At 66.7% G+C, this 18,137-nt stretch carries 17 protein-coding genes; 5 read left to right on the top strand and 12 right to left on the bottom strand.

From position 1 onward, the window contains the following. Positions 1 to 707: 707 nt before the first annotated feature. From VFG49_RS14170 to VFG49_RS14135, 8 genes are all read right to left on the bottom strand, one after another. A complete protein-coding gene (locus VFG49_RS14170; protein WP_324861590.1) occupies positions 708 to 1,580 on the bottom strand; it encodes a ParB/RepB/Spo0J family partition protein in 873 nt (290 codons plus the stop codon). Positions 1,581 to 1,582: 2 nt separating this feature from the next. After that, on the bottom strand, positions 1,583 to 2,437 hold the full coding sequence (locus tag VFG49_RS14165) for a ParA family protein (protein ID WP_324861588.1): 855 nt from the start codon (positions 2,435 to 2,437) through the stop codon (positions 1,583 to 1,585). Positions 2,438 to 2,476: 39 nt separating this feature from the next. Beyond that, complete coding sequence (gene rsmG, locus VFG49_RS14160) at positions 2,477 to 3,112, bottom strand: 16S rRNA (guanine(527)-N(7))-methyltransferase RsmG (protein WP_324861585.1); 636 nt, start codon at positions 3,110 to 3,112, stop codon at positions 2,477 to 2,479. A 189-nt stretch (positions 3,113 to 3,301) separates the two neighbouring features. Further along, a complete protein-coding gene (locus VFG49_RS14155) occupies positions 3,302 to 3,760 on the bottom strand; it encodes a hypothetical protein (protein ID WP_324861583.1) in 459 nt (152 codons plus the stop codon). A gap of 337 nt (positions 3,761 to 4,097) precedes the next feature. Next, on the bottom strand, positions 4,098 to 4,931 hold the full coding sequence (locus VFG49_RS14150; protein ID WP_324861581.1) for a pirin family protein: 834 nt from the start codon (positions 4,929 to 4,931) through the stop codon (positions 4,098 to 4,100). 165 nt (positions 4,932 to 5,096) lie between these two features. After that, positions 5,097 to 5,771, bottom strand: a complete 675-nt coding sequence (locus VFG49_RS14145; protein WP_324861580.1) for a YecA family protein — start codon at positions 5,769 to 5,771, stop codon at positions 5,097 to 5,099. Positions 5,772 to 5,788: 17 nt separating this feature from the next. Beyond that, positions 5,789 to 6,568: an exodeoxyribonuclease III gene (gene xth, locus VFG49_RS14140; RefSeq protein ID WP_324861592.1), complete on the bottom strand. Its 780-nt coding sequence runs from the start codon at positions 6,566 to 6,568 to the stop codon at positions 5,789 to 5,791. A gap of 60 nt (positions 6,569 to 6,628) precedes the next feature. Further along, complete coding sequence (locus VFG49_RS14135) at positions 6,629 to 8,671, bottom strand: M3 family metallopeptidase (protein WP_324861578.1); 2,043 nt, start codon at positions 8,669 to 8,671, stop codon at positions 6,629 to 6,631. Between the two features lie 115 nt (positions 8,672 to 8,786). Between VFG49_RS14135 and VFG49_RS14130 the strand changes: the two genes are divergently transcribed. The 3 genes from VFG49_RS14130 to VFG49_RS14120 all read left to right on the top strand — a co-directional run bounded on the left by VFG49_RS14130 (position 8,787) and on the right by VFG49_RS14120 (position 11,519). After that, positions 8,787 to 10,514 carry a patatin-like phospholipase family protein gene (locus VFG49_RS14130; protein WP_324861576.1) on the top strand — a complete coding sequence of 576 codons (1,728 nt, stop codon included), beginning with the start codon at positions 8,787 to 8,789 and terminating at the stop codon, positions 10,512 to 10,514. Positions 10,515 to 10,659: 145 nt separating this feature from the next. Continuing rightward, a complete protein-coding gene (locus tag VFG49_RS14125) occupies positions 10,660 to 11,196 on the top strand; it encodes a gamma carbonic anhydrase family protein (protein WP_324861574.1) in 537 nt (178 codons plus the stop codon). Next, positions 11,193 to 11,519 (top strand): low molecular weight protein tyrosine phosphatase family protein, encoded by a 327-nt coding sequence (locus tag VFG49_RS14120; RefSeq protein ID WP_324861572.1) that lies wholly within the window; start codon positions 11,193 to 11,195, stop codon positions 11,517 to 11,519. Before VFG49_RS14125 ends, VFG49_RS14120 begins: the two co-directional genes overlap by 4 nt. A gap of 3 nt (positions 11,520 to 11,522) precedes the next feature. On the opposite strand, the gene VFG49_RS14115 is transcribed toward VFG49_RS14120, so the two are convergent. The 3 genes from VFG49_RS14115 to VFG49_RS14105 form a co-directional block, all read right to left on the bottom strand. Beyond that, complete coding sequence (locus VFG49_RS14115) at positions 11,523 to 12,062, bottom strand: hypothetical protein (RefSeq protein WP_324861570.1); 540 nt, start codon at positions 12,060 to 12,062, stop codon at positions 11,523 to 11,525. A gap of 126 nt (positions 12,063 to 12,188) precedes the next feature. After that, entirely contained in the window at positions 12,189 to 12,479 is a 291-nt protein-coding gene (locus VFG49_RS14110) for a hypothetical protein (RefSeq protein ID WP_324861568.1), read from the bottom strand. A gap of 44 nt (positions 12,480 to 12,523) precedes the next feature. Continuing rightward, positions 12,524 to 13,564, bottom strand: a complete 1,041-nt coding sequence (locus tag VFG49_RS14105) for an energy transducer TonB (RefSeq protein ID WP_324861565.1) — start codon at positions 13,562 to 13,564, stop codon at positions 12,524 to 12,526. 538 nt (positions 13,565 to 14,102) lie between these two features. Here VFG49_RS14105 and VFG49_RS14100 point away from each other — a divergent pair. After that, positions 14,103 to 14,834: a response regulator transcription factor gene (locus VFG49_RS14100; RefSeq protein WP_324861563.1), complete on the top strand. Its 732-nt coding sequence runs from the start codon at positions 14,103 to 14,105 to the stop codon at positions 14,832 to 14,834. On the opposite strand, the gene VFG49_RS14095 is transcribed toward VFG49_RS14100, so the two are convergent. Continuing rightward, positions 14,810 to 16,219 carry a HAMP domain-containing sensor histidine kinase gene (locus tag VFG49_RS14095; RefSeq protein ID WP_324861560.1) on the bottom strand — a complete coding sequence of 470 codons (1,410 nt, stop codon included), beginning with the start codon at positions 16,217 to 16,219 and terminating at the stop codon, positions 14,810 to 14,812. The two genes, VFG49_RS14100 and VFG49_RS14095, sit on opposite strands and share 25 nt — an antisense overlap. Positions 16,220 to 16,500: 281 nt before the next feature. Here VFG49_RS14095 and VFG49_RS14090 point away from each other — a divergent pair. Continuing rightward, positions 16,501 to 18,137, top strand: a 1,637-nt coding sequence (locus VFG49_RS14090) for an ESPR-type extended signal peptide-containing protein (protein WP_324861558.1), incomplete at its 3' end; no start/stop codon positions are given.

Genomic DNA, 18,137 nt, shown 5'->3' with positions numbered 1-18,137 from the left:
TAAAGGCATTGCCACCACCATGAAGGCATTGCCACCTTTATGGTGGTGGCAATGCCTTCATGGTGGTGGCAATGCTCCAGCCCTCTTCCGAAGGGAGAGGGAGCAACGCGGGCTCCGCTTTGAGTCCTCAGTACATCGACGCGTTGCGGAGTAGCGGTGCCGTTTGAGGTAGTAAGACCGCGTGCTGTCGATGCTTCAGTCGACAAGCTTGTATCCAGCGCAGTGCTGCCAGCTCTTGAGCTCATGTTCTTTGGGTTGCTTTTCTTTTACTCCGGGCATCCTGCCCTCCGCCCTTCCTCGCTCCTCAAAGCCGGCGCCATCCAGGGCGCCTCCCCGCGTGCGGGCCGGCTTCGCCGTTCGCACGCGCTCGAAGCGCGTGCGTGGAGCAGCAAAGGAAAAGTGACTCGGCGTTCCCACGGAGACCAGCTTCGCGTCGCCGGCAGGACGTCTAAACGCCCGCTGCGTCCCACAGGGACTTCCTTCGGTCGTAGGCGGCACGCTGGCGTAGCGCCGAATCAAAAGCCAAGAGCAAAGTCACTGGGTCCCTGCCTACGCAGGGACGACGATGCGAGGAACAGAGGCGAAAGGCGGTCGCGCCCAGGGTGCACTCCTACAGAGAGACCGCGCGCGCAAATCGCAAGGCGCCGCCTGAATTCATCGGGCAGCTGCGGCGTGGCCACTCCGGCCAACGCCTAACCGGTAATCCCTCAGCGAATCTTCCCCAGGATCCCGTCCAGCTCATCATTGCTGTGATAGTGGATCACCAGCTTGCCGCGCCCTCCACGCCCATGCGCCACTTCCACGCGGGTGGCGAAACGATCGGCCAGCTCGCGCTCCAGCGCATCGATGTTCGGGTCGCGCGACGGCGCGTTCTTCGCCTTGCCCTTGGGCGCGGTCTGCGCGCGGCGCGCGGCTTCTTCCAGTTCGCGCACGCTCCAGCGCTTGCGCGCCGCTTCCAGCGCGAGGCCTTCGGCCAGGCTCTCGGGCAAGGTCAGCAGGCAGCGGGCATGGCCCATTTCCAGCTGGCTTTCGTCGAGCAGTTTCTTGATCGACGCCGGCAGTTCCGTAAGGCGCAGCATGTTGGACACGGAAGCGCGCGAGCGGCCCACGGCATCGGCGGCCTGCTGATGGGTGAGGTCGAAGTCGTCGATCAGGCGCTTGAGCGCGTCGGCCTCTTCCAGCGGGGTGAGGTCCTGGCGCTGGATGTTTTCGATCAGTGCCATGGCCGGCACGGCCACTTCCGGCACGTCCTTCACCAGCACCGGCAGCTCGTGCAGCTGCGCGCGCTGCGCGGCGCGCCAGCGGCGTTCGCCGGCGATCAGTTCGTACTGGTTCTTGCCGATCTCACGCACGACGACCGGCTGGATCAGGCCTTGCGCACGGATGGAGGCGGCCAGTTCGTCCAGCGCCTCGTCGTTCCAGTGGCGTCGCGGCTGGTATTTGCCGGGCTGGATCTGCTGGATCGGCAGCGTGCGCAGCTCGCCTTCCTGCTCCAGCACCGAGGGCTTGCCGGGTTCGTCGTTGCCGCCCAGCAGCACATCGAGCCCGCGTCCCAGGCCCCGTTTTTTCGCAGCGGACATGCTTACTCCTGATGGATGTCGACGATGTCGTCGAGCGTCGCGTCTGAGTCGTCGTGCAGCATCGGCGTCACCACCTCGTTCACGGCAACGTTTTGCCCGCGCTCGCGGCGGATCATTTCGCCGGCGAGGCCGATGTAGGCGATGGCACCGCGTGAGCTGCGGTCGTACAGGTGGATCGGTTGCCCATGGCTGGGCGCCTCGGCGAGACGCACGTTGCGCGGGATGATCGAGCGCAGCACCTTGTCGCCGAAATGCTGGGTGAGCTGCGCCGACACTTCGTTGCCGAGGTTGTTGCGCACGTCGTACATGGTGCGCAGCAGGCCTTCGATCTCCAGCGTGGGATTGAGGCGCTGGCGCACCGCCTTCACCGTGTCGAGCAGGCTGGAGAGACCTTCCAGCGCGAAATATTCGCACTGCACCGGAATCAGCAGGCCGTTGGCCGCGGCCAGCGCATTGAGCGTGAGCAGGTGCAGCGACGGCGGGCAGTCGATGAGGATGGTGTCGTAGCGGCCGGCGATCTTCTCGAGCTGCTCCTTGAGCCGGGTCTCGCGCGCGATCGCGTCCATCAGCTTCAGCTCGGCGGCGGTGAGGTCGCCGTTGCCGGGCAGCAGGTCGTAGTTGGCCTCGGTGCGGACGATGGCCTTCTCGATCGGCGCTTCGTCCAGCAGCACTTCGCAGCCGTTGGGCTTGGCTTCGCGCTTGTCCACGCCGGACGCCATCGTCGCGTTGCCTTGTGGGTCGAGATCGACGAGCAGCACCTTGCGCTTGGCGGCGGCCAATGCGGCGGCGAGATTGACGGCGGTGGTGGTCTTGCCCACGCCACCCTTCTGGTTGGCGACAGCGATGATGCGAGCCATGTGTCGTCGTTACCGTGGACGATGGAAAAGGGGGCTAGATTAGCAGCCTGTCCGGCCGAGAACGACGAGATGGCGCTCGCCACCAACGTCCGGCACGTCGAGCACACGAATGGCCCTCACCTCGAAGCCATCCGGCACGCCGGACAGCTCTTCCTCCGGGTGTCTGCCCTTCATCGCCAGCCAGATGCCGTTGGTGGTCAAAAGATGACCACCCCAGGCCAGCATATCGGCGAGGCTCGCAAAGGCGCGGGCGGTGATGCAGTCGAACTGGCCTTCCACATCTTCCACGCGGGACTGCACGGCGCGCACGTTCTCCAGCTTGAGCGAACGGATGGCCTCACGCAGGAAGCGAACCTTCTTGCCGTTGGAATCGACCAGCAGCACTTGGCGTTCCGGCGCCGCGATGGCCAGTGGAATGCCCGGCAGACCGGGGCCGGTGCCCAGGTCCGCCAGCGTGGCGCCCTGCACGAAGGGCAGGATGGCCAGCGAATCGACCAGATGCCGGCTCACCATCTCGGCCGGATCGCGGATGGCGGTGAGATTGTAGGCGGCGTTCCAGCGTTCCAGCAGGGCCTGGTAGTCGAGCAGGCGCTCCACCGCGCCAGCCGGCAACTGCAGGCCCAGCGCGGCGATGCCGTGTTCGAGCCGGGTTTGCAGGTCATGGCGGGAGGTCATGGGGAAGCCTTGGACATGGGGGATCGCAAAGTATCCGGATGCTTCGCCCCGGACGCCAGCGATGGAGGATGGCGCGTCGTTGGCGACGCGTCCAAAGAAAAAGCCCGCCGGAGCGGGCTTCAAGGGTCTCCCCTCGGTGGGCGCTTCTTGGGGCGACCTCACCGTTTGGCCTGCCGGCTTGCTTTCCGGTCAGGCGAATTCCAGCTCCACGCGGGTCACCATCATGCCGCGCTCGCGCAGGCCGGTATTCATCACCTGCTTGAGGCGTGAACCCAGGTCGCGACGGTCGGCACTGAACGCTTCCGGCTCTCCGCGCAGCGCGGCAAGGGCGCCGCCACGAATCAGCTGATCAGCCTGTTCGATGACGGGATCGGCGCGCTCCGGCTCCAGCACCTGCCAGTAGACCGTGCCCTTGACGTCGTGCGAATCGGGCAGCAGCTCTTCAAAGCGCAGCACCTGGCCGTTGAGGTTGATGTGGTGTTCCACGTGGTCGACCAGCGGGAGCGTCATGTGAACGCCCGGCTGGAGCAGTCGATGGGGCTTGCCGCGCCGGTAAAGGCTATGCACCTGATCGGCCGGCACACGCTTGACCGCGGTGGCGAACATCGCGATCAGGGCCAGGACAACGAGAATAATTAGGGCATTCATGGCAATAGCAAAAACAACTAGTTATGAGTTGATCTTGTGCAAGGACTGTAGATTGATGGTACAGCCGATTGCATCCCCTTGGATTAATCTAGATTTAACGACGAACTAAGGCCTTCTTACAACTGGGCTTTCGACGTATGTGCCTGATTTGTGAACCAAGTAGCAGGTAGAAGTGGGCATGCATCGAGCGGGCCAAGTGGCGATTTTTTCGCCAACTTCGTCCTACGAAAGCTTAACGGCCGGGAAAAGGCCCGCTTAAGCGCTGCACAAAAAAAACGCCACCAGGCGCGAACCGGGTGGCGTGAGGGCCTTGCGGGGCCAGATCGGCCCAGGAGCGTCAGAACTTGCCTGCGCGAAAATCCGCGATCGCCTGATGGATTTCCTCAGGCGTGTTCATCACGAAGGGCCCGTAGCGGGTCACGGCTTCGTTGAGCGGATGACCGGCCACCAGCAGCACGCGGGCGGGCGATTCGCCACCGGCAATACGCAGGTCGCCGCTGCGCGACAGCACCGCCAGCTCGCTGCGGTCCAGCGGCTGGCCGGCTACCTCGGCCTGCTGGCCGTCGAACACGTAGGCAAAGCCCGCATGGCCTTCCGGTAACGGGATGGTGACGGAGGTTCCGGGCTGCACGGCGATGTCCAGATAGATCGGCTGCGTGACGATCTCCGCCACGGGCCCGGTCGCGCCGGCGAATTCACCCGCAATCACCTTCACCTCGACGCCTTCCGACGGGCGCACCACCGGAATGCGCTCCGGGCCGATGTCCTGGTAGCGCGGCGCGATCATCTTGTCCTTCGCCGGCAGGTTCACCCACAGCTGGAAGCCCCACATCAGGCCATCTTCCTGCTCGGGCATTTCCGAGTGCAGGATGCCGCGACCGGCAGTCATCCACTGCACGCTGCCCGGCACCAGGTCGCCGCTGTTGCCGTGGTTGTCGTGGTGCTTCATGTGGCCGGCAAGCATGTAGGTCACGGTCTCGAAACCGCGATGCGGATGCTCCGGGAAACCGGCGATGTAATCGCCCGCCTGGTCGGAACGGAACTCGTCCAGCAACAGGAACGGGTCGAGCATGTCCAGGCCCGGCTGGCCGATCACGCGCTTGAGCTTCACGCCCGCGCCATCGGACGTATCGATGCCGCGGATGCGGCGGACAATGCTGCGTTCGGTCATGGGAGTCTCCAAAGGTTTGGACTGCCCACCATGATGATGCCGCGCCCGTTCCCGCCCAAGAGGTGAAGCGGGAACGGATTGTTCGTGGAATGCGGGAAGTGGGCAGGAGTGGAGAACGAGAGCGAGCCCTCCCTCACTACTCACTCCTCTTCACTCACTCCTGCCTCAATGCACCCAGTGCCCGCTGCGATGGCGGGGCGGTTGAGAGGACTCTTCGCTTTCGACCGGGCGCGAGGCCGCTTCAATCTCGGCTTCGGTCACGGGATGCGCCTGCCAGTACTGGTTGACCGCGCCCAGCACGCTCGGCACCTGCGTCAGGCACTCGTCGTACTCCTCGTCGCTGAGCTTTTCGAATTCGGCGTCGGCGTTGAGGATGCCTTCGTCCACCGCCAGCGCCATCACCGGGCCGAGCATTTCCATCAATTGCGGATCATCGGCCAGGCGCTTTTCCCACAGCCCCGCGCGCAGATCGATGCCGCGGCTGAAGCCTTCGCACCAGCCGGCCGCGGACAACACCGGGCCAAGCTCGGTATCTACTTCGCCGAGGATGGGTTCGTACGCATCAACGTCCAGCTCGGCGCTGATGGAATCATTGAGCTTGGCCAGCAGCGCCAGCACGCGATTGCCTTCGGTCTCGTCCGCGAAGGGCTCGTGCAGCACTTCGGGCAGCCATTCGTCCGGCAGCACCTGCAGGGGACCTACCGTCAGCGCCGAGAGCAGGCCGTGCACGCCGTCGAGCAACAGGTCATCTTCGCCAACGTGGGCGCGCAGGTATTGGTCCAGTTCGTCGAGCTCTTTGTCGTCCAGCGAACTGGGCCAGTCGGTCTTGGGTGTATTCATCAGTTGCCTGCGTCTTGCTAGATATCCAGATCAATCGTTACCGGCGTGTGATCGGAAGGGCGTTCCCAAGTCCGGGGCGTGCGGTCGATGGCGGCCGACGTCGCTGCGGATTTCAGGGCATCGCCGATCAGGATCAGGTCGATGCGCAAACCCATGTTGCGCCGGAACGCTGCCTGACGGTAGTCCCACCAGCTGAAGTGCTGGCCGTCCGGTTGGAACAGCCGGAAGCTGTCGTGCAGGCCCAGATCGGTAATGCGCTTGAGCGCTTCACGCTCGGGCGGTGAGCACAGGATGTCTTCGCCCCAGGCCACCGGATCGTAGACGTCGCGATCATCCGGCGCGATGTTGAAATCGCCCAGCACTACCAGGTGGGGATGGCGTTCGTGCTCGCGCGCCAGGAACTCGCGCATCTTCGCCAGCCAGTCCAGCTTGTAGGCGTATTTCTCGTCGCCCACGGCCTTGCCGTTGACCACGTAGAGATCGACCACGCGCACGCCGTTGATGGTCGCGGCGAGGATGCGTCGCTGCGGATCTTCGAGCCCGGGTATGTCGGTGACAACGTCTTCGAAATCACCCTTGAGATCGGCTCGCGCGAGCATGGCGACGCCGTTGTAGGTCTTTTGTCCCGAGAAGATGGCGCGATAGCCCGCGGCCACGACCTCGTCGACCGGAAACTTGCTGTCTTCCAGCTTGGTTTCCTGCAGCGCCACGACATCGGGCTGCGCGTCGGCCAGCCACTGCGAAAGGTGCGGCATGCGCACCTTCAGCGAGTTCACATTCCAGGAGGCGATCTTCATCGGGCCATTGTAAGCGATGACCATGCCGATGCCGCCGCCCGCATGGGGCGGCGGCGGCGATCACGCCAGGCCGTGGCTGCGCAGCAGTGCGTCGGGTTCCGGCGCGCGGCCGCGGAAGGCGATGAAGCTGTCGATGGCCGGGCGGCTTGCGCCCACGGCGAGGATCTCGGCGCGGAAGCGGTCGCCGGTGGGGCGATCGATCACGCCGCGTTCCTCGAATGCGCCAAAGGCATCGGCACTCAGGAGCTCAGCCCACAGATAGCTGTAGTAACCGGCCGCATAGCCGCCCGCGAAGATGTGCGAGAAGGCGTGCGGGAAACGCTGCCATGCCGGCGGATGCAGCACGGCCACGTCGTGGCGAACCTCCTCCAGCACTTCCATCGCGCGTGCGCCCTTCGTCGCGTCGTATTCCAGATGCAGGCGGAAATCGAACATGGCGAATTCCAGCTGGCGCACGAGGAACAGGCCGGCGTGGAAATGGCGCGCCGCCAGCATGCGCTGGAACAGCTCGTCGGGCAGGCGCTCGCCGGTTTCGTAGTGACGCGCGAACAGGTCCAGCGCCTCGCGGTTCCAGCCGAAGTTTTCCATGAACTGGCTGGGCAGTTCCACCGCGTCCCACTCCACGCCGTCGATGCCGCCGATGGAAGGCAGCGCGATTTCGGTGAGCAGGTGGTGCAGGCCGTGGCCGAATTCGTGGAACAGGGTGAGCACGTCGTCGTGCGTGAGCAGCGCGGGCTTGCCCTCGGTCGGCGGCGCGAAGTTGCAGGTGAGGAAGGCCACCGGCAGCTGCTCGCCGTCACGATCGCGGAAGCGCGCGCGACAGACGTCCATCCACGCGCCGCCGCGCTTGCCGTTGCGCGCATAGAGATCGACGTAGGCGCCGGCGAATACGCGGCCGTCGGCATCGTGCACGTCGAAGTAGCGCACGTCCGGATGCCACACATCGACATCGTCGCGCGCCGCCAGCGAGATGCCGTAGAGGCGGTTGGTGAGGTCGAACAGGCCGGCCATGACCGCGGGCAGCGGGAAGTACGGCTTGAGCTGTTCTTCGTCGAGGTCGTACTGCTGCTGGCGCAGTTTCTCCGAGGCGTAGCCCACGTCCCACGATTCGAGGTTGTCGAGTTTGAGTTCGGTGGTGGCGAACTCGCGCAGACGGGTCAGTTCGGCGCGGGCCACCGGCTTGGCGCGTTGGGCCAGGTCGTGCAGGAATTCCATCACCTGCGCGGGCGACGCAGCCATCTTGGTGGCCAGCGATTCCTCGGCGGCATTGGGAAAGCCCAGCAGCTGCGCTGCTTCGGAACGCAATGCCATGATGCGGTCGATGCGCCCGCTGTTGTCGAACTTGCCGGCATGCGGGCCCTGGTCGGAGGCGCGCGTCTGGTAGGCCCAGTACACGCGCTCGCGCAGGCCGCGGTTGTCGGCGTAGGTGAGCACGGCCTGCACGCTGGGCTGCTTGAGCGTGACCAGGAAACCTTCCAGGTTCTGCTCCTTGGCGTACTGGCGCAGCACGGCGCGGCCGGATTCGGGAATGCCGGCGAGGTCGCGCTCGTCGGTGATGTGTTCGTGCCATGCGTCGGTGGCATCGAGCACGGCGTTGGAAAATTCCGTGGAGAGACGGCTCAGCTCGACGCCGATTTCGCGGAAGCGCGAACGCGCCGGTTCCTCCAGTGCCACGCCCGACAGCCGGAAATCACGCAATGCATGTTCCACCAGCGCGCGTTCGGGCCGCGGCAGGCCGGCGAAATCCGCTGCATCGGCCAGTGCCTGCACGGCCTGGTAGAGCTCGCGGTTCTGGCCCACTTCGATGGCGTGGTCGGTGAGCTTTTCCTCGGCCGGTCCGTAGGCCAGGCGCAGCGCTTCGCTGTCGGCCACCGAATGCAGGTGACTCACCGGCGACCACGCGCGCGCCAGGCGCTGCTCCAGTCGTTCCTGGGTGAGCATCACGGTGCCGAAGTCGCGCGGTGCGCCAGGCGCGGTGAGCGCATCGATGCCGGCGCGATAGTCGACCAGGAGGGTGTCGATGGCTGGCGCGACATGCTCGGGGCGGATCTGCGAAAAGGCCGGCAGCGCGTCGTCGGCCAGCAGCGGGTTGTTCTGTTCCATGGGGTTCCTCCTGTCGCGCCAGCGTGGCGACCCGTCCGGGTGAAATCAAGCGCGCCACCGGCATCCAGCCAGCCCGCGCTCATGATTGTCATATCCGGCGCCTAGGCTCGCCCGCATGCCTATGCCCGATTTCTCCGCCCTGCTGCGTCGAAGCGATGTGTTCGGCCATCTCGGGGAGGAGGCGCTGGCGGCGCTCGCCCCTGAACTCCGATGGTTTTCGCTGCCGGGTGGACGCACGCTGTTCCACCAGGGCGATCCGGCCGACGCCCTGTACCTGGTGTGGCGCGGCAGCCTGGGCGTGTTCGACGGGGCAACCCACCGCGTGCGGCTGGTGGCCGCCGGGGACAGCGTCGGTGAAATCGGCCTGGTGACCGGCGAGGGCCGCCAGTACACCGCCCGCGCGCTGCGTGACACCGAATTGCTGCGGCTGGACCGGGCGGCCTTCGAGGCGCTGTCCCGGCAGCATCCGCAAGCCATGCTGGGCGTGGCGCGCATGGCCATCGCACGCCTGCAGCAACGCCTGCAGGGCGACCAGCCACCCGATGCACCACGCACCTTCGCCTTGCTTCCGGCCAGCCCGGACGTGCCCGCCCGTGCGCTCGCCATGCAACTGGCCATGGAACTGGAGTCGTGGGGCAACTGCATCGTGATCGATGCCGAGCACGGTGCCGGCCGTGGCAGCGATTGGTTTGCCGAGCGCGAAGCGCAGGCGCGCTTCGTGATCTATCTGGACAGCACCGGCGACGATCACTGGCGCCAGCGCTGCCTGCGCCAGGCCGACGTCTTGCTGTTGCCGGCGCTGGCCGCGCAAGCGGCGCACCCGTGGCCGGAGGCACTGCCGCGACATCCGTCCCGCGCGGGCCATCGTCCACGGCATCTGGTGCTCCTCCATGCGGGACGCCAACCCAGCCTCGGCGCCGCCCGGCGATGGCGGGAGATGTTCAGCGGCGAACTGCAACATCACCACGTCGGCGGACGCAGCGACATTGCACGACTGGCGCGACTGGTCAGCGGACACGCGCGCGGCCTGGTGCTGGCCGGCGGCGGTGCGCGCGGCGTGGCGCATTTCGGCGCACTGCGCGCGCTGCACGAAGCCGGCCACGCCTTCGACGCGGTCGGCGGTACCAGCATCGGCGCCATTATCGGCGCGGGCGTGGCGGCCGGCTGGGAACTGGATGACATGGCGGAGACCTTCCGCCGGCATTTCGTCGAGGGCCGCCCGTTGTCGGACTGGACCGTGCCGGTGGTGGCACTCACCCGCGGCCGCCGCGCCGCGGCGATGTTGCGGCGGGCGTTTGGCGCGCTCGACATGGAAGACCTCACGCTGCCGTTCTTCTGCGTGTCCACCTGCCTGTCCGGCGAGGGCATGGTGGTGCACCGCCACGGGCCATTGTGGTTGTGGCTGCGCGCATCCAGCGCGATTCCCGGCGTGTTGCCGCCAGTGCTGCACCAAGGCCGCGTCTACGTGGACGGCGCACTGGTGGACAACCTGCCCACCGACGTGATGGCCAGCCACGGCATCGCGCACATCACGGCCATCGACATCCGCGCGGAGATTTCGCTGCTGACCACCGCCGAGGAATTCGCCACGCCGCCGTGGTGGCAGCTGCTGTGGAAACGGCAGGACATCCGCCGGCCGGGACTGGTTTCCACGCTGGTGCGCGCCGCCATGGTGAACAGCGAAGGCGCCAGCGAACATCGCCGCGAGCGCGCCGACCTGCTCATCACGCCACCGCTGGAACACATCGGCATGCTGGACTGGAAGGACTGGCAGCGCGCCATGGAAGCTGGCTACCGGCACACGATGGAACAGCTTGAGGCCGATGCCGCCGCTCTGTTGTAGGAGCGCACCCAGTGCACGAATGGCGTTGCGGATAACCGGGTTGGCAGGTGCTTCTGCGAACGTGGCCGCAAGACTCCGGCGTTGATCGCGCACCGGGTGCGCTCCTGCAGGGGAACGGATGCGCCACAGGGGTTACCATGCGCGCATGGATCCTCTACGCAAATACAAGGGCGTCTGGCCCACGCTGCTCAACCGCGTCTACGTCGACCCCCATGCCAGCGTGATCGGCGATGTCGAGCTCGGCGACGACGTCTCGATCTGGCCCGGCGCGGTGTTGCGCGGCGACGTCAACTTCATCCGCATCGGCGCGCGCACCAACGTGCAGGACGGCGCCATCGTCCATGTCACCCACGATGGCCCGTACACGCCCGGCGGCACGCCTACGCTCGTCGGCGAAGGCGTCACCGTCGGCCATGCCGCGGTGCTGCATGCCTGCACCATCGAGGACTATTGCCTGATCGGCATGCATGCCGTGGTGCTCGACGGCGCGGTGGTGAAGAAGCATGGCTTCGTCGGCGCCGGCAGCGTGATTCCTCCTGGCAAGGTGGTGGGCGAGGGCGAGCTGTGGCTGGGCAACCCGGCCAGGAAGGTGCGCGTGCTCAGCGACAAGCAGATCGAGCAGCTGCATTACTCCGCCGATCACTACGTGCGCCTCAAAGACGAGTACCTCGCCGCGCAATGACGCGCCACGTACTGTTCCTGTGCAGCCGTCATCGCCTGCGCAGCCCCACGGCCGCCGCCGTGTTCGCCACCTGGCCCGGCATCGACGTGGATTCGGTCGGGCTGGCGGACGACGCTGAAACGCCGCTGTCTTCCGATCAGCTCGCATGGGCTGATCTCATCGTGGTGATGGAAGGTGCGCATCGCCGCCGCCTGCAGGCACGCCATGCGGCGCACCTGCGCGGCAAGCGCGTGGTCTGCCTGGATATTCCTGACCGCTACGACTTCATGCAGCCCGAACTGGTCGGGCTGCTGCTGCGAAAGGCTGGGCCGCTGCTGAGCTGAGGCTTACTGCAGCGAGCCGCTGGCTGCCGACTGCTGCGCCTGGATGATGGCGGCGCGCGCTTCGTCCTGGCGGATCTGGATCTGGCGCTGCGCGTCCAGCTTGCCGCCGAGCAGCGACAGGATGTAGTTGGTGCTGTCGAACTCGCGCAGCAGCGACAGCTCGCGCTGGGCTTCGTCGAGCTCGTTGTTGTTGATGGCGCGCTCCACATCGGCGGACGCGGTGGGGAACGCCTCATGCAGTTCTTCCTGAGCCGCCTTGTTGCCGGGATCGAGCTGCAACACGCTGAGATAGAACTCGTACGCATTGCTGCCCGCCGGGGCGACCAGGCGCCTCTCCGTCACGGCCGTCTTGGCCAGATCCAGCAGGATCGTGACGCCGCTGTCGTCCTTGCCGCCCGCAGCCGCGGCATCGCCCGATGCGCTCGCTGCGCCATGGCTGCCGTGCAGCCACCAGAAAGCACCACCCGCGACGGCCAGCATCGCGACCATGGAAGCAACGACAAGCGCGCGCCGGTTCGGCGCTGAAGAAACTGGACTGGACATGACACCGCTGCAGTGGCTCTACCGCACGCAGGGTCGGGTGGTCCTCAACCGCCCCGGCGGAACTGTCACATTAGCGGCGCCACATGTCAGCGATGTGACTCGTCTGGACGTCCAAACGAAACGGGCTCAGCTGAAGTGGCCGCCGACGATGCGCCCGTCCTTGTCCAGCTCGGGGTAGTACCGGCTGTTGTTGGTGCGAAATTCCAGCGTGGTGACGCCGCCGGGCATCACCAGCAGCACATCGGGATAGACCGCGCGGAACTGCTCGGGTGTCGGGTGCGTGGCGATGAATGCCTCGAAGGCCTTCAGGTCGGTGACATAGCCATGCACGGGCGTGGGCGCCCGGTGGGTCATGTCGTGGCAACCACCGAGCGTGATCGCAACAGCCAGGGCAACAACAGCGGTCGAACAGCGCATGGCATGCCTCCGTGATGGGCGCGCACGATTATGCGCCGCCACGATCACAGGCGGAACTCGATGCGCTGGCGCATCTGCGCCGCCACGGGCGTGCCGTCCTGCGTGCCAGGCGTGAACTGCCAGCGCGCCACCGCTCCCAGTGCGGCCCGGTCGAACACGTACTTGGGATCGGCATCGGTCACGCTTGCGCCCGTGACGGAACCATCCGATTGCACGGTGAAGGTGACGTCCACCCAACCCTGTCGACGCGTGCGACGCGCCTCGGTGGGATACACGGGTTCCACGCGACGCGTCAGCACCGGCGCCGTCGCGCCATTCGCATTCGCCACGACAGGGGCGGCCTGCGGCTTCTTGGGCGTCGCGCGTGGCGCGGCCTTGATCGGCGTGGACTCGACATCGAGCCGGGCGAGCGCTTCCTCGGCCGGCGTCAGCGCATTCGCCGGCTTGGCCGCGGGTGTGGCCACCGCGTTGGTCACCGGCGGCGGCGCTGGCGCTGGCGTGGCCGGCACCGGTGCGGCAGCAGCCGTGCGCGGAGCGGTAACCACTTCGGTCGCGGGCACTTCGCGCTTGGCCGGTGCGGCTGCCGGCAGGGCGTGTTGCGCGGCGGCGTCGCGACGCGCCTGCAGCTTCGATTGCAGCAAGGTCAGCGTGTAGTTCTGCGGATCGGCCTGGGTCAGCAGGTCGATCTGTCGCTGCGATTCGGCATCGTTGCCTTCGTCGATCGCTTGTTCCGCTGCGTGCGCGGCGAACGGAAAGATCTCGCGCAGCGCGTCCTGCGCGACGCGATTGGACGGCTCGCGCCGCAGCACGACGAGGTAGAGCTCGAACGCATTGTTGCCGGCCGGTGCCAGCAGGCGATTCTCCGCCATCGCGCGCCGGGCGTGCTGCAGCACTTCGTCGATGCCCGCGCCTTCGCGAATGACCGGGCCAGCGGCGGCGACGACGGTGGGTGCGGGATCATCCGCATCCGCGCCTTTCTTCAGCCACCAGAAGATCGCGCCTGCGCCCGCCAGGACGAAGATGAGCACGATGAGGAAGCCAGAGCGGGCAACGCCCTGGGTACGACTCGAGGAGACGGGAGGCATGGAAGGCGCAGTTCGATGGAGGCCCGGCGCACGAGCGCGCCCGGCGGGCGCGCCAGCTTAGTGAGGTGATGTTGCGGTGATATTGCCCGACATGGCGATACGTGACGCAGCGCACATCGCGATGAGCTCTGGAGGACAGAACCACCATGCCCGGCTTCCGTGGTCCGCGCGGCCAACGCGCCGACTGGGGACCATTGACGTCGATCTGCGCTTCACGGAAATCGCCGTCACACGCCTTTACCCATGCGGCGTGCTCCTCCGCCATGCACGCGTACCGGAACCCATCGGCACCCGACGCTGCGTGGAGGCCGAGAGGGTCACGCTCACCCTTGCGAAAAGACCGGCATCTTCGCCAGCTGTCGCGAATGTATCGGGCAACGAAATCCAGGTGAGAAATCGTGAGGAAGCACGCGAAAATGACGTAGTTTCCGTAGTCTTGTGCGGAGAATGGCCTGGTTTTCACCCATTGCTTGACGGCGCGGGAGATCAGCCCCGAGAGTGTGCGCCTCCTGCACTTCACGCACGACGAAATCAGCGCATGACCGAGCGAACCGCATCGACCATCACGCCCACGCCGGCACGCGCGTGGCGTCTGGGCGTCCTGGAGGACGACGCGCAACTGCGCGAAGGCATCATCCTGCCGGGCCTGCGTTATTTCGGCTTCGAGGTGACGGGCGCAGGCACCGCGGCGGAACTCTATCGCCACATGCTGCGCCAGACGTTCGACATGGTGGTGCTGGATATCGGCCTTCCGGACGAGGATGGCCTCAGCGTGGTGAAGCACCTGCGCGAGATTTCCAGCCTCGGCATCGTCATGCTCACGGCCAATACCGGCAGCGACGATCACATCCAGGCGTTGACGCGCGGTGCCGATGCTTTCCTCAACAAGCCGGTGAACATCGAGATCCTGGCCGCCACGCTGCACAGCGTCGCACGGCGCCTGGGCATCAGATCTTCCCGCGAGACCTCAAGCGTTGGCCGCTGGCGCCTGGATACCGATGACTGGTGCCTCGTCACGCCGACCGAACAGGCGTTGCCACTGACGGCACCCGAACGCTGCCTGATGCGCACGCTGGTAGCTGCGCGCGGCGAGCCGGTGTCGCGCGAAGCGCTGATCGCGGCCTTGGCGACGGACGTCTACGAATTCGATCCGCACCGCCTGGAAATGATGGTCCACCGCCTGCGCCGCAAAGCGCAGGATGCCGCCGGGCAACCGCTGCCGCTGCTCACCTTGCGCGGCCAGGGTTATCTGTTCGCCGGCGAAGGCTGAAGTTCGCCCACGCTCGCCGTGCACAACGGCAGGCGCACGCGAAAGCAGGTGCCTTCGCCCGGCACGCTGGACACTTCCACTTTTCCGCCCGCCGCCTCGATCAGGCTCGCCACCACCGAAAGGCCCAGACCGGTGCCGTGACCGAACGGCTTGGTGGTGTAGAACGGCTCGAACACCTTCGCCTGCACATCGGCGCTCATGCCCATCCCGGTGTCGGCGAGCAGCAGTTCGACGCGGGACCCATCGGGCGCCAGCGCGGCGGCGACGCTGAAACGGCCGCCATCGGGCATGGCGTCGCGCGCGTTCGCGGCGATGTTGAGCAGCATGAGTTCGAACTGCGCGCGATCGAGCAGCACGGGCAGGCGTCCGACCGTGGGGCGCAGGTCGAGCTGGATGTAGTTGCCCAGCAGCTGCCGCAGCATCGGTGCCAGCTCGGCAACCGCCTCGCCCGCGTCGAATACCTGCGTGGCTTCCACGTCCTGGCGGCTGAAGTTGAGCAGCTTGCGGCTGATCGCCAGGCCACGCAGCGCGGCGATCTCGACGCCTTCGAGCGCATTGATCAACGCGGGCGTGCCCATGTCGGCGAGCTGCTCGCGCTGGGTCGCGTAGCCCAGCACGACGTTGAGCACGTTGCCGAAATCGTGTGCGACGCCGCTGGCCGCACGCCCCACGGCATCCATCTTGCGCGAGTGGTAGAGCTGGTTGCGCGTGCGCTCGCGCTCTTCGATCTCCTGCGCGATGCGCTCATTCGCCTGCAGCAGCGCTTCGCCGCGCTGGATCGACTGCGCCAGCGTGGTGCGCAACGCGGCGATGGACTGGTCGAGGATCAAGGCCACCAGCAGGTAGGCGAGCATCAGCATCGGCAGCGTGTGATACGCCTGCCACGACAGCGCTCCGCTGTGCCCCAGCCACAGGTTGTCGGCCATCTGTCCGAGCGCAAGCACGCCCACCAGGCTGGCGTAGATGCTCCACAGCGCGCGCCTGCCCAGCACGAGACCGCCGACGGCCATCAGCAGCACCGGCGTGGGATCGGGCGGTGAGTGGCTGTAGCCCGTGACCGCATAGGCCGCGGCGGCGGAAAGCAGCACCACGGCAAGGAACTGGCGGATGCCGGTGCGAAAGCGGCCGCGACGAATCAGCACCACGCCGGTCCATGCCGACAGCATCATCAGCAGATCGGTCGCCAGGTCGATGCGCTGCCCCAGGTCACCCTGCAGCACATGTTCCGGTTCCACCCGCACGGCGTACAGGCGCACGAGCGCGATCGCCATGCCTACGGCGATGAGCAGCACCTGCATGAACGGTGCATTGAGGCGGTCGACAGGATCGTTGGCGGGAGCCTTGCCCAACCATGCCCGAACCGCACGTATTCCCGGGATGGTCACTGTGGCCTCGGTTACGACGACTTGCCCGCCCATTCTTTCCTGCTTTGCCATCGGCCGGCAATGGTGAGTTTGGTGAGATGCGTGCGTGCGGTGTTTATCGGTGCGTGACTTGCAGCGGGATGCTCGCGGAATCTCGCCGGGCTTCATAGCCGAAAGCGCTTGTCGCTTTCCTTCATAGACCGCCGTGCAGCAGGCGCTGGCCAGGCGCGTGACAGGGAATCACGCACCACCAGCTTGGGAGAGCGGCAAGCGCCAGCAGCGGCACCGGGGAGAACCTGTTCATGAACAAGATTTACCGCAAGGTGTGGAACGGCGCGCTCGGCGCCATGGTCGTCGCCTCCGAACTCGCACGCGGCAAGGGCAAGTCGGCCGGCCGCCACGCGGCCGTGTCGGTCGTGGTGCTGGCGGGTCTCGCGCTGAGCCCGCTGGCACAGGCCTGCGCCGGCCTGAGCTGGCCCGGCAGCGGCCTGGCCGGCACCGGTGATTCGCTGACCTGCGCCGCAGTCGCCAGCACGCAGGCGAGCCTCGTCGGCACCGACAGCGTGACTACCGGCAGCAACACCGCCGTCGCGGACACCACGCCGTACGTGCTCATTTCCGGCTCCAGCGCCAGCGGCCCGGTCAACGCCACGCTCGGCGGCTACGACGATGTCGCCGTCGGCTCGGGCGCCAAGACCAGCGGCAGCTACGCGGTGGCGATGGGTTCGGGCGCCAGCGCCGCGACCGACTACGGCCTGGCCATGGGCTACCAGGCGACCGCTTCGGGCACGTCGTCGCTGGTGGTGGGCGCGAGCAGCACCGCCTCGGGCACCAACGCCATCGTGCTCGGTGACGGCAGCACCGCTTCGGGCAGCGGCTCGATGGTGCTCGGTACCAGCAGCCAGGCCAAGGGTGCCAACGCCATCGTGCTCGGTACCGGCGGCTACTCCGACACGCTGTCCAAGGGCGCCATCGTCATCGGTGCAGGTGCCGAGGCCACCGATGGACTCAACGCCGCCGGCGTGATGAGCGGTTCGGTGTACAGCGTCGTCATTGGCAGCGGCGCGATTGCCTACTCCAATGCGCAGTACGGCGTCGCCATCGGTTATGGCGCCGGCGTCGCGCAGAACAGTCTCAACGCCGTGGCCATCGGTCGCCAGGCCATCGGCTACGGCTCCGGCTCGCTGGCCGTGGGCACCGGCAGCTACGCCATCGGCTCTGGCGCCACCGCTGTGGGCGGCTGGTATGACGCCAACAACAATGGCTTGCTCCCCGGCAATTCGTCGCCGGGCGGCGAGAAGACCTGGGCCTACGGCCGCGCCGCCAGCGCTTTCGGCGGCGGTTCGATCGCATTCGGCGACTTCAGCACCGCGCTCGGCGCACTTTCGTATGCCGGCGGCAGCCAGGTGACCGATGGCAGCGACACGCTGGGCGGCTCGGTGGCCCTGGGCTACAAGGCGCATGCCGCGGGCGACGGCACGGTCGCGATCGGCCGCAACAGCGACACGCAGTACGACAACGCCACGGCCGTCGGCAACAACAGCGTGGCCTATGGCCAGGACAGCGTTGCACTGGGCCACAACGCCGTTGCCGCCAATACCAACGACATGGCGCTGGGCACCAACGCCTGGGCCGGTGCCGGCATGGGCACGCGCAACATGGCGATCGGCAACGGCGCCATCGCCGGCAATCCGAACGCCGACCCCAACGATTCCTCGCAGAACGTCAGCGACGCCATCGCGCTCGGTGCCTCCGCATCGGCCAGCCGCAACCAGTCGATGGCCATGGGCATCAGCGCGATCGCCGCGGGCGAGCAGTCGGTCTCCAATGGCTTTGGCGCGGACGCGGAAGGTGATTACGCGACGACCGTGGGTTCGGGAAGCTACGCGCTGGGCACGGGCGCTTCCGTCTTCGGCAACGGTGCCGTGGCGCTCAACGA

This window comes from Dyella sp. (assembly GCF_035685885.1).
Taxonomy (GTDB): domain Bacteria; phylum Pseudomonadota; class Gammaproteobacteria; order Xanthomonadales; family Rhodanobacteraceae; genus Dyella.
The sequence above is the reverse complement of the archived record's forward strand: the minus strand, read 5'-3'. Positions and strand labels throughout refer to the sequence as shown.

Excerpts from the sequence above, each read along its gene's own strand:
- VFG49_RS14110 (WP_324861568.1), bottom strand. The coding sequence starts at position 12,479 with ATGCGCTGTTCGACCGCTGTTGTTGCCCTGGCTGTTGCGATCACGCTC.
- VFG49_RS14165 (WP_324861588.1), bottom strand. The coding sequence starts at position 2,437 with ATGGCTCGCATCATCGCTGTCGCCAACCAGAAGGGTGGCGTGGGCAAG.
- VFG49_RS14135 (WP_324861578.1), bottom strand. The coding sequence starts at position 8,671 with ATGGAACAGAACAACCCGCTGCTGGCCGACGACGCGCTGCCGGCCTTT.
- VFG49_RS14105 (WP_324861565.1), bottom strand. The coding sequence starts at position 13,564 with ATGCCTCCCGTCTCCTCGAGTCGTACCCAGGGCGTTGCCCGCTCTGGC.
- VFG49_RS14155 (WP_324861583.1), bottom strand. The coding sequence starts at position 3,760 with ATGAATGCCCTAATTATTCTCGTTGTCCTGGCCCTGATCGCGATGTTC.
- VFG49_RS14125 (WP_324861574.1), top strand. The coding sequence starts at position 10,660 with ATGGATCCTCTACGCAAATACAAGGGCGTCTGGCCCACGCTGCTCAAC.
- rsmG (WP_324861585.1), bottom strand. The coding sequence starts at position 3,112 with ATGACCTCCCGCCATGACCTGCAAACCCGGCTCGAACACGGCATCGCC.
- VFG49_RS14130 (WP_324861576.1), top strand. The coding sequence starts at position 8,787 with ATGCCTATGCCCGATTTCTCCGCCCTGCTGCGTCGAAGCGATGTGTTC.
- VFG49_RS14120 (WP_324861572.1), top strand. The coding sequence starts at position 11,193 with ATGACGCGCCACGTACTGTTCCTGTGCAGCCGTCATCGCCTGCGCAGC.
- VFG49_RS14150 (WP_324861581.1), bottom strand. The coding sequence starts at position 4,931 with ATGACCGAACGCAGCATTGTCCGCCGCATCCGCGGCATCGATACGTCC.
- VFG49_RS14145 (WP_324861580.1), bottom strand. The coding sequence starts at position 5,771 with ATGAATACACCCAAGACCGACTGGCCCAGTTCGCTGGACGACAAAGAG.
- xth (WP_324861592.1), bottom strand. The coding sequence starts at position 6,568 with ATGAAGATCGCCTCCTGGAATGTGAACTCGCTGAAGGTGCGCATGCCG.
- VFG49_RS14115 (WP_324861570.1), bottom strand. The coding sequence starts at position 12,062 with ATGTCCAGTCCAGTTTCTTCAGCGCCGAACCGGCGCGCGCTTGTCGTT.
- VFG49_RS14170 (WP_324861590.1), bottom strand. The coding sequence starts at position 1,580 with ATGTCCGCTGCGAAAAAACGGGGCCTGGGACGCGGGCTCGATGTGCTG.
- VFG49_RS14100 (WP_324861563.1), top strand. The coding sequence starts at position 14,103 with ATGACCGAGCGAACCGCATCGACCATCACGCCCACGCCGGCACGCGCG.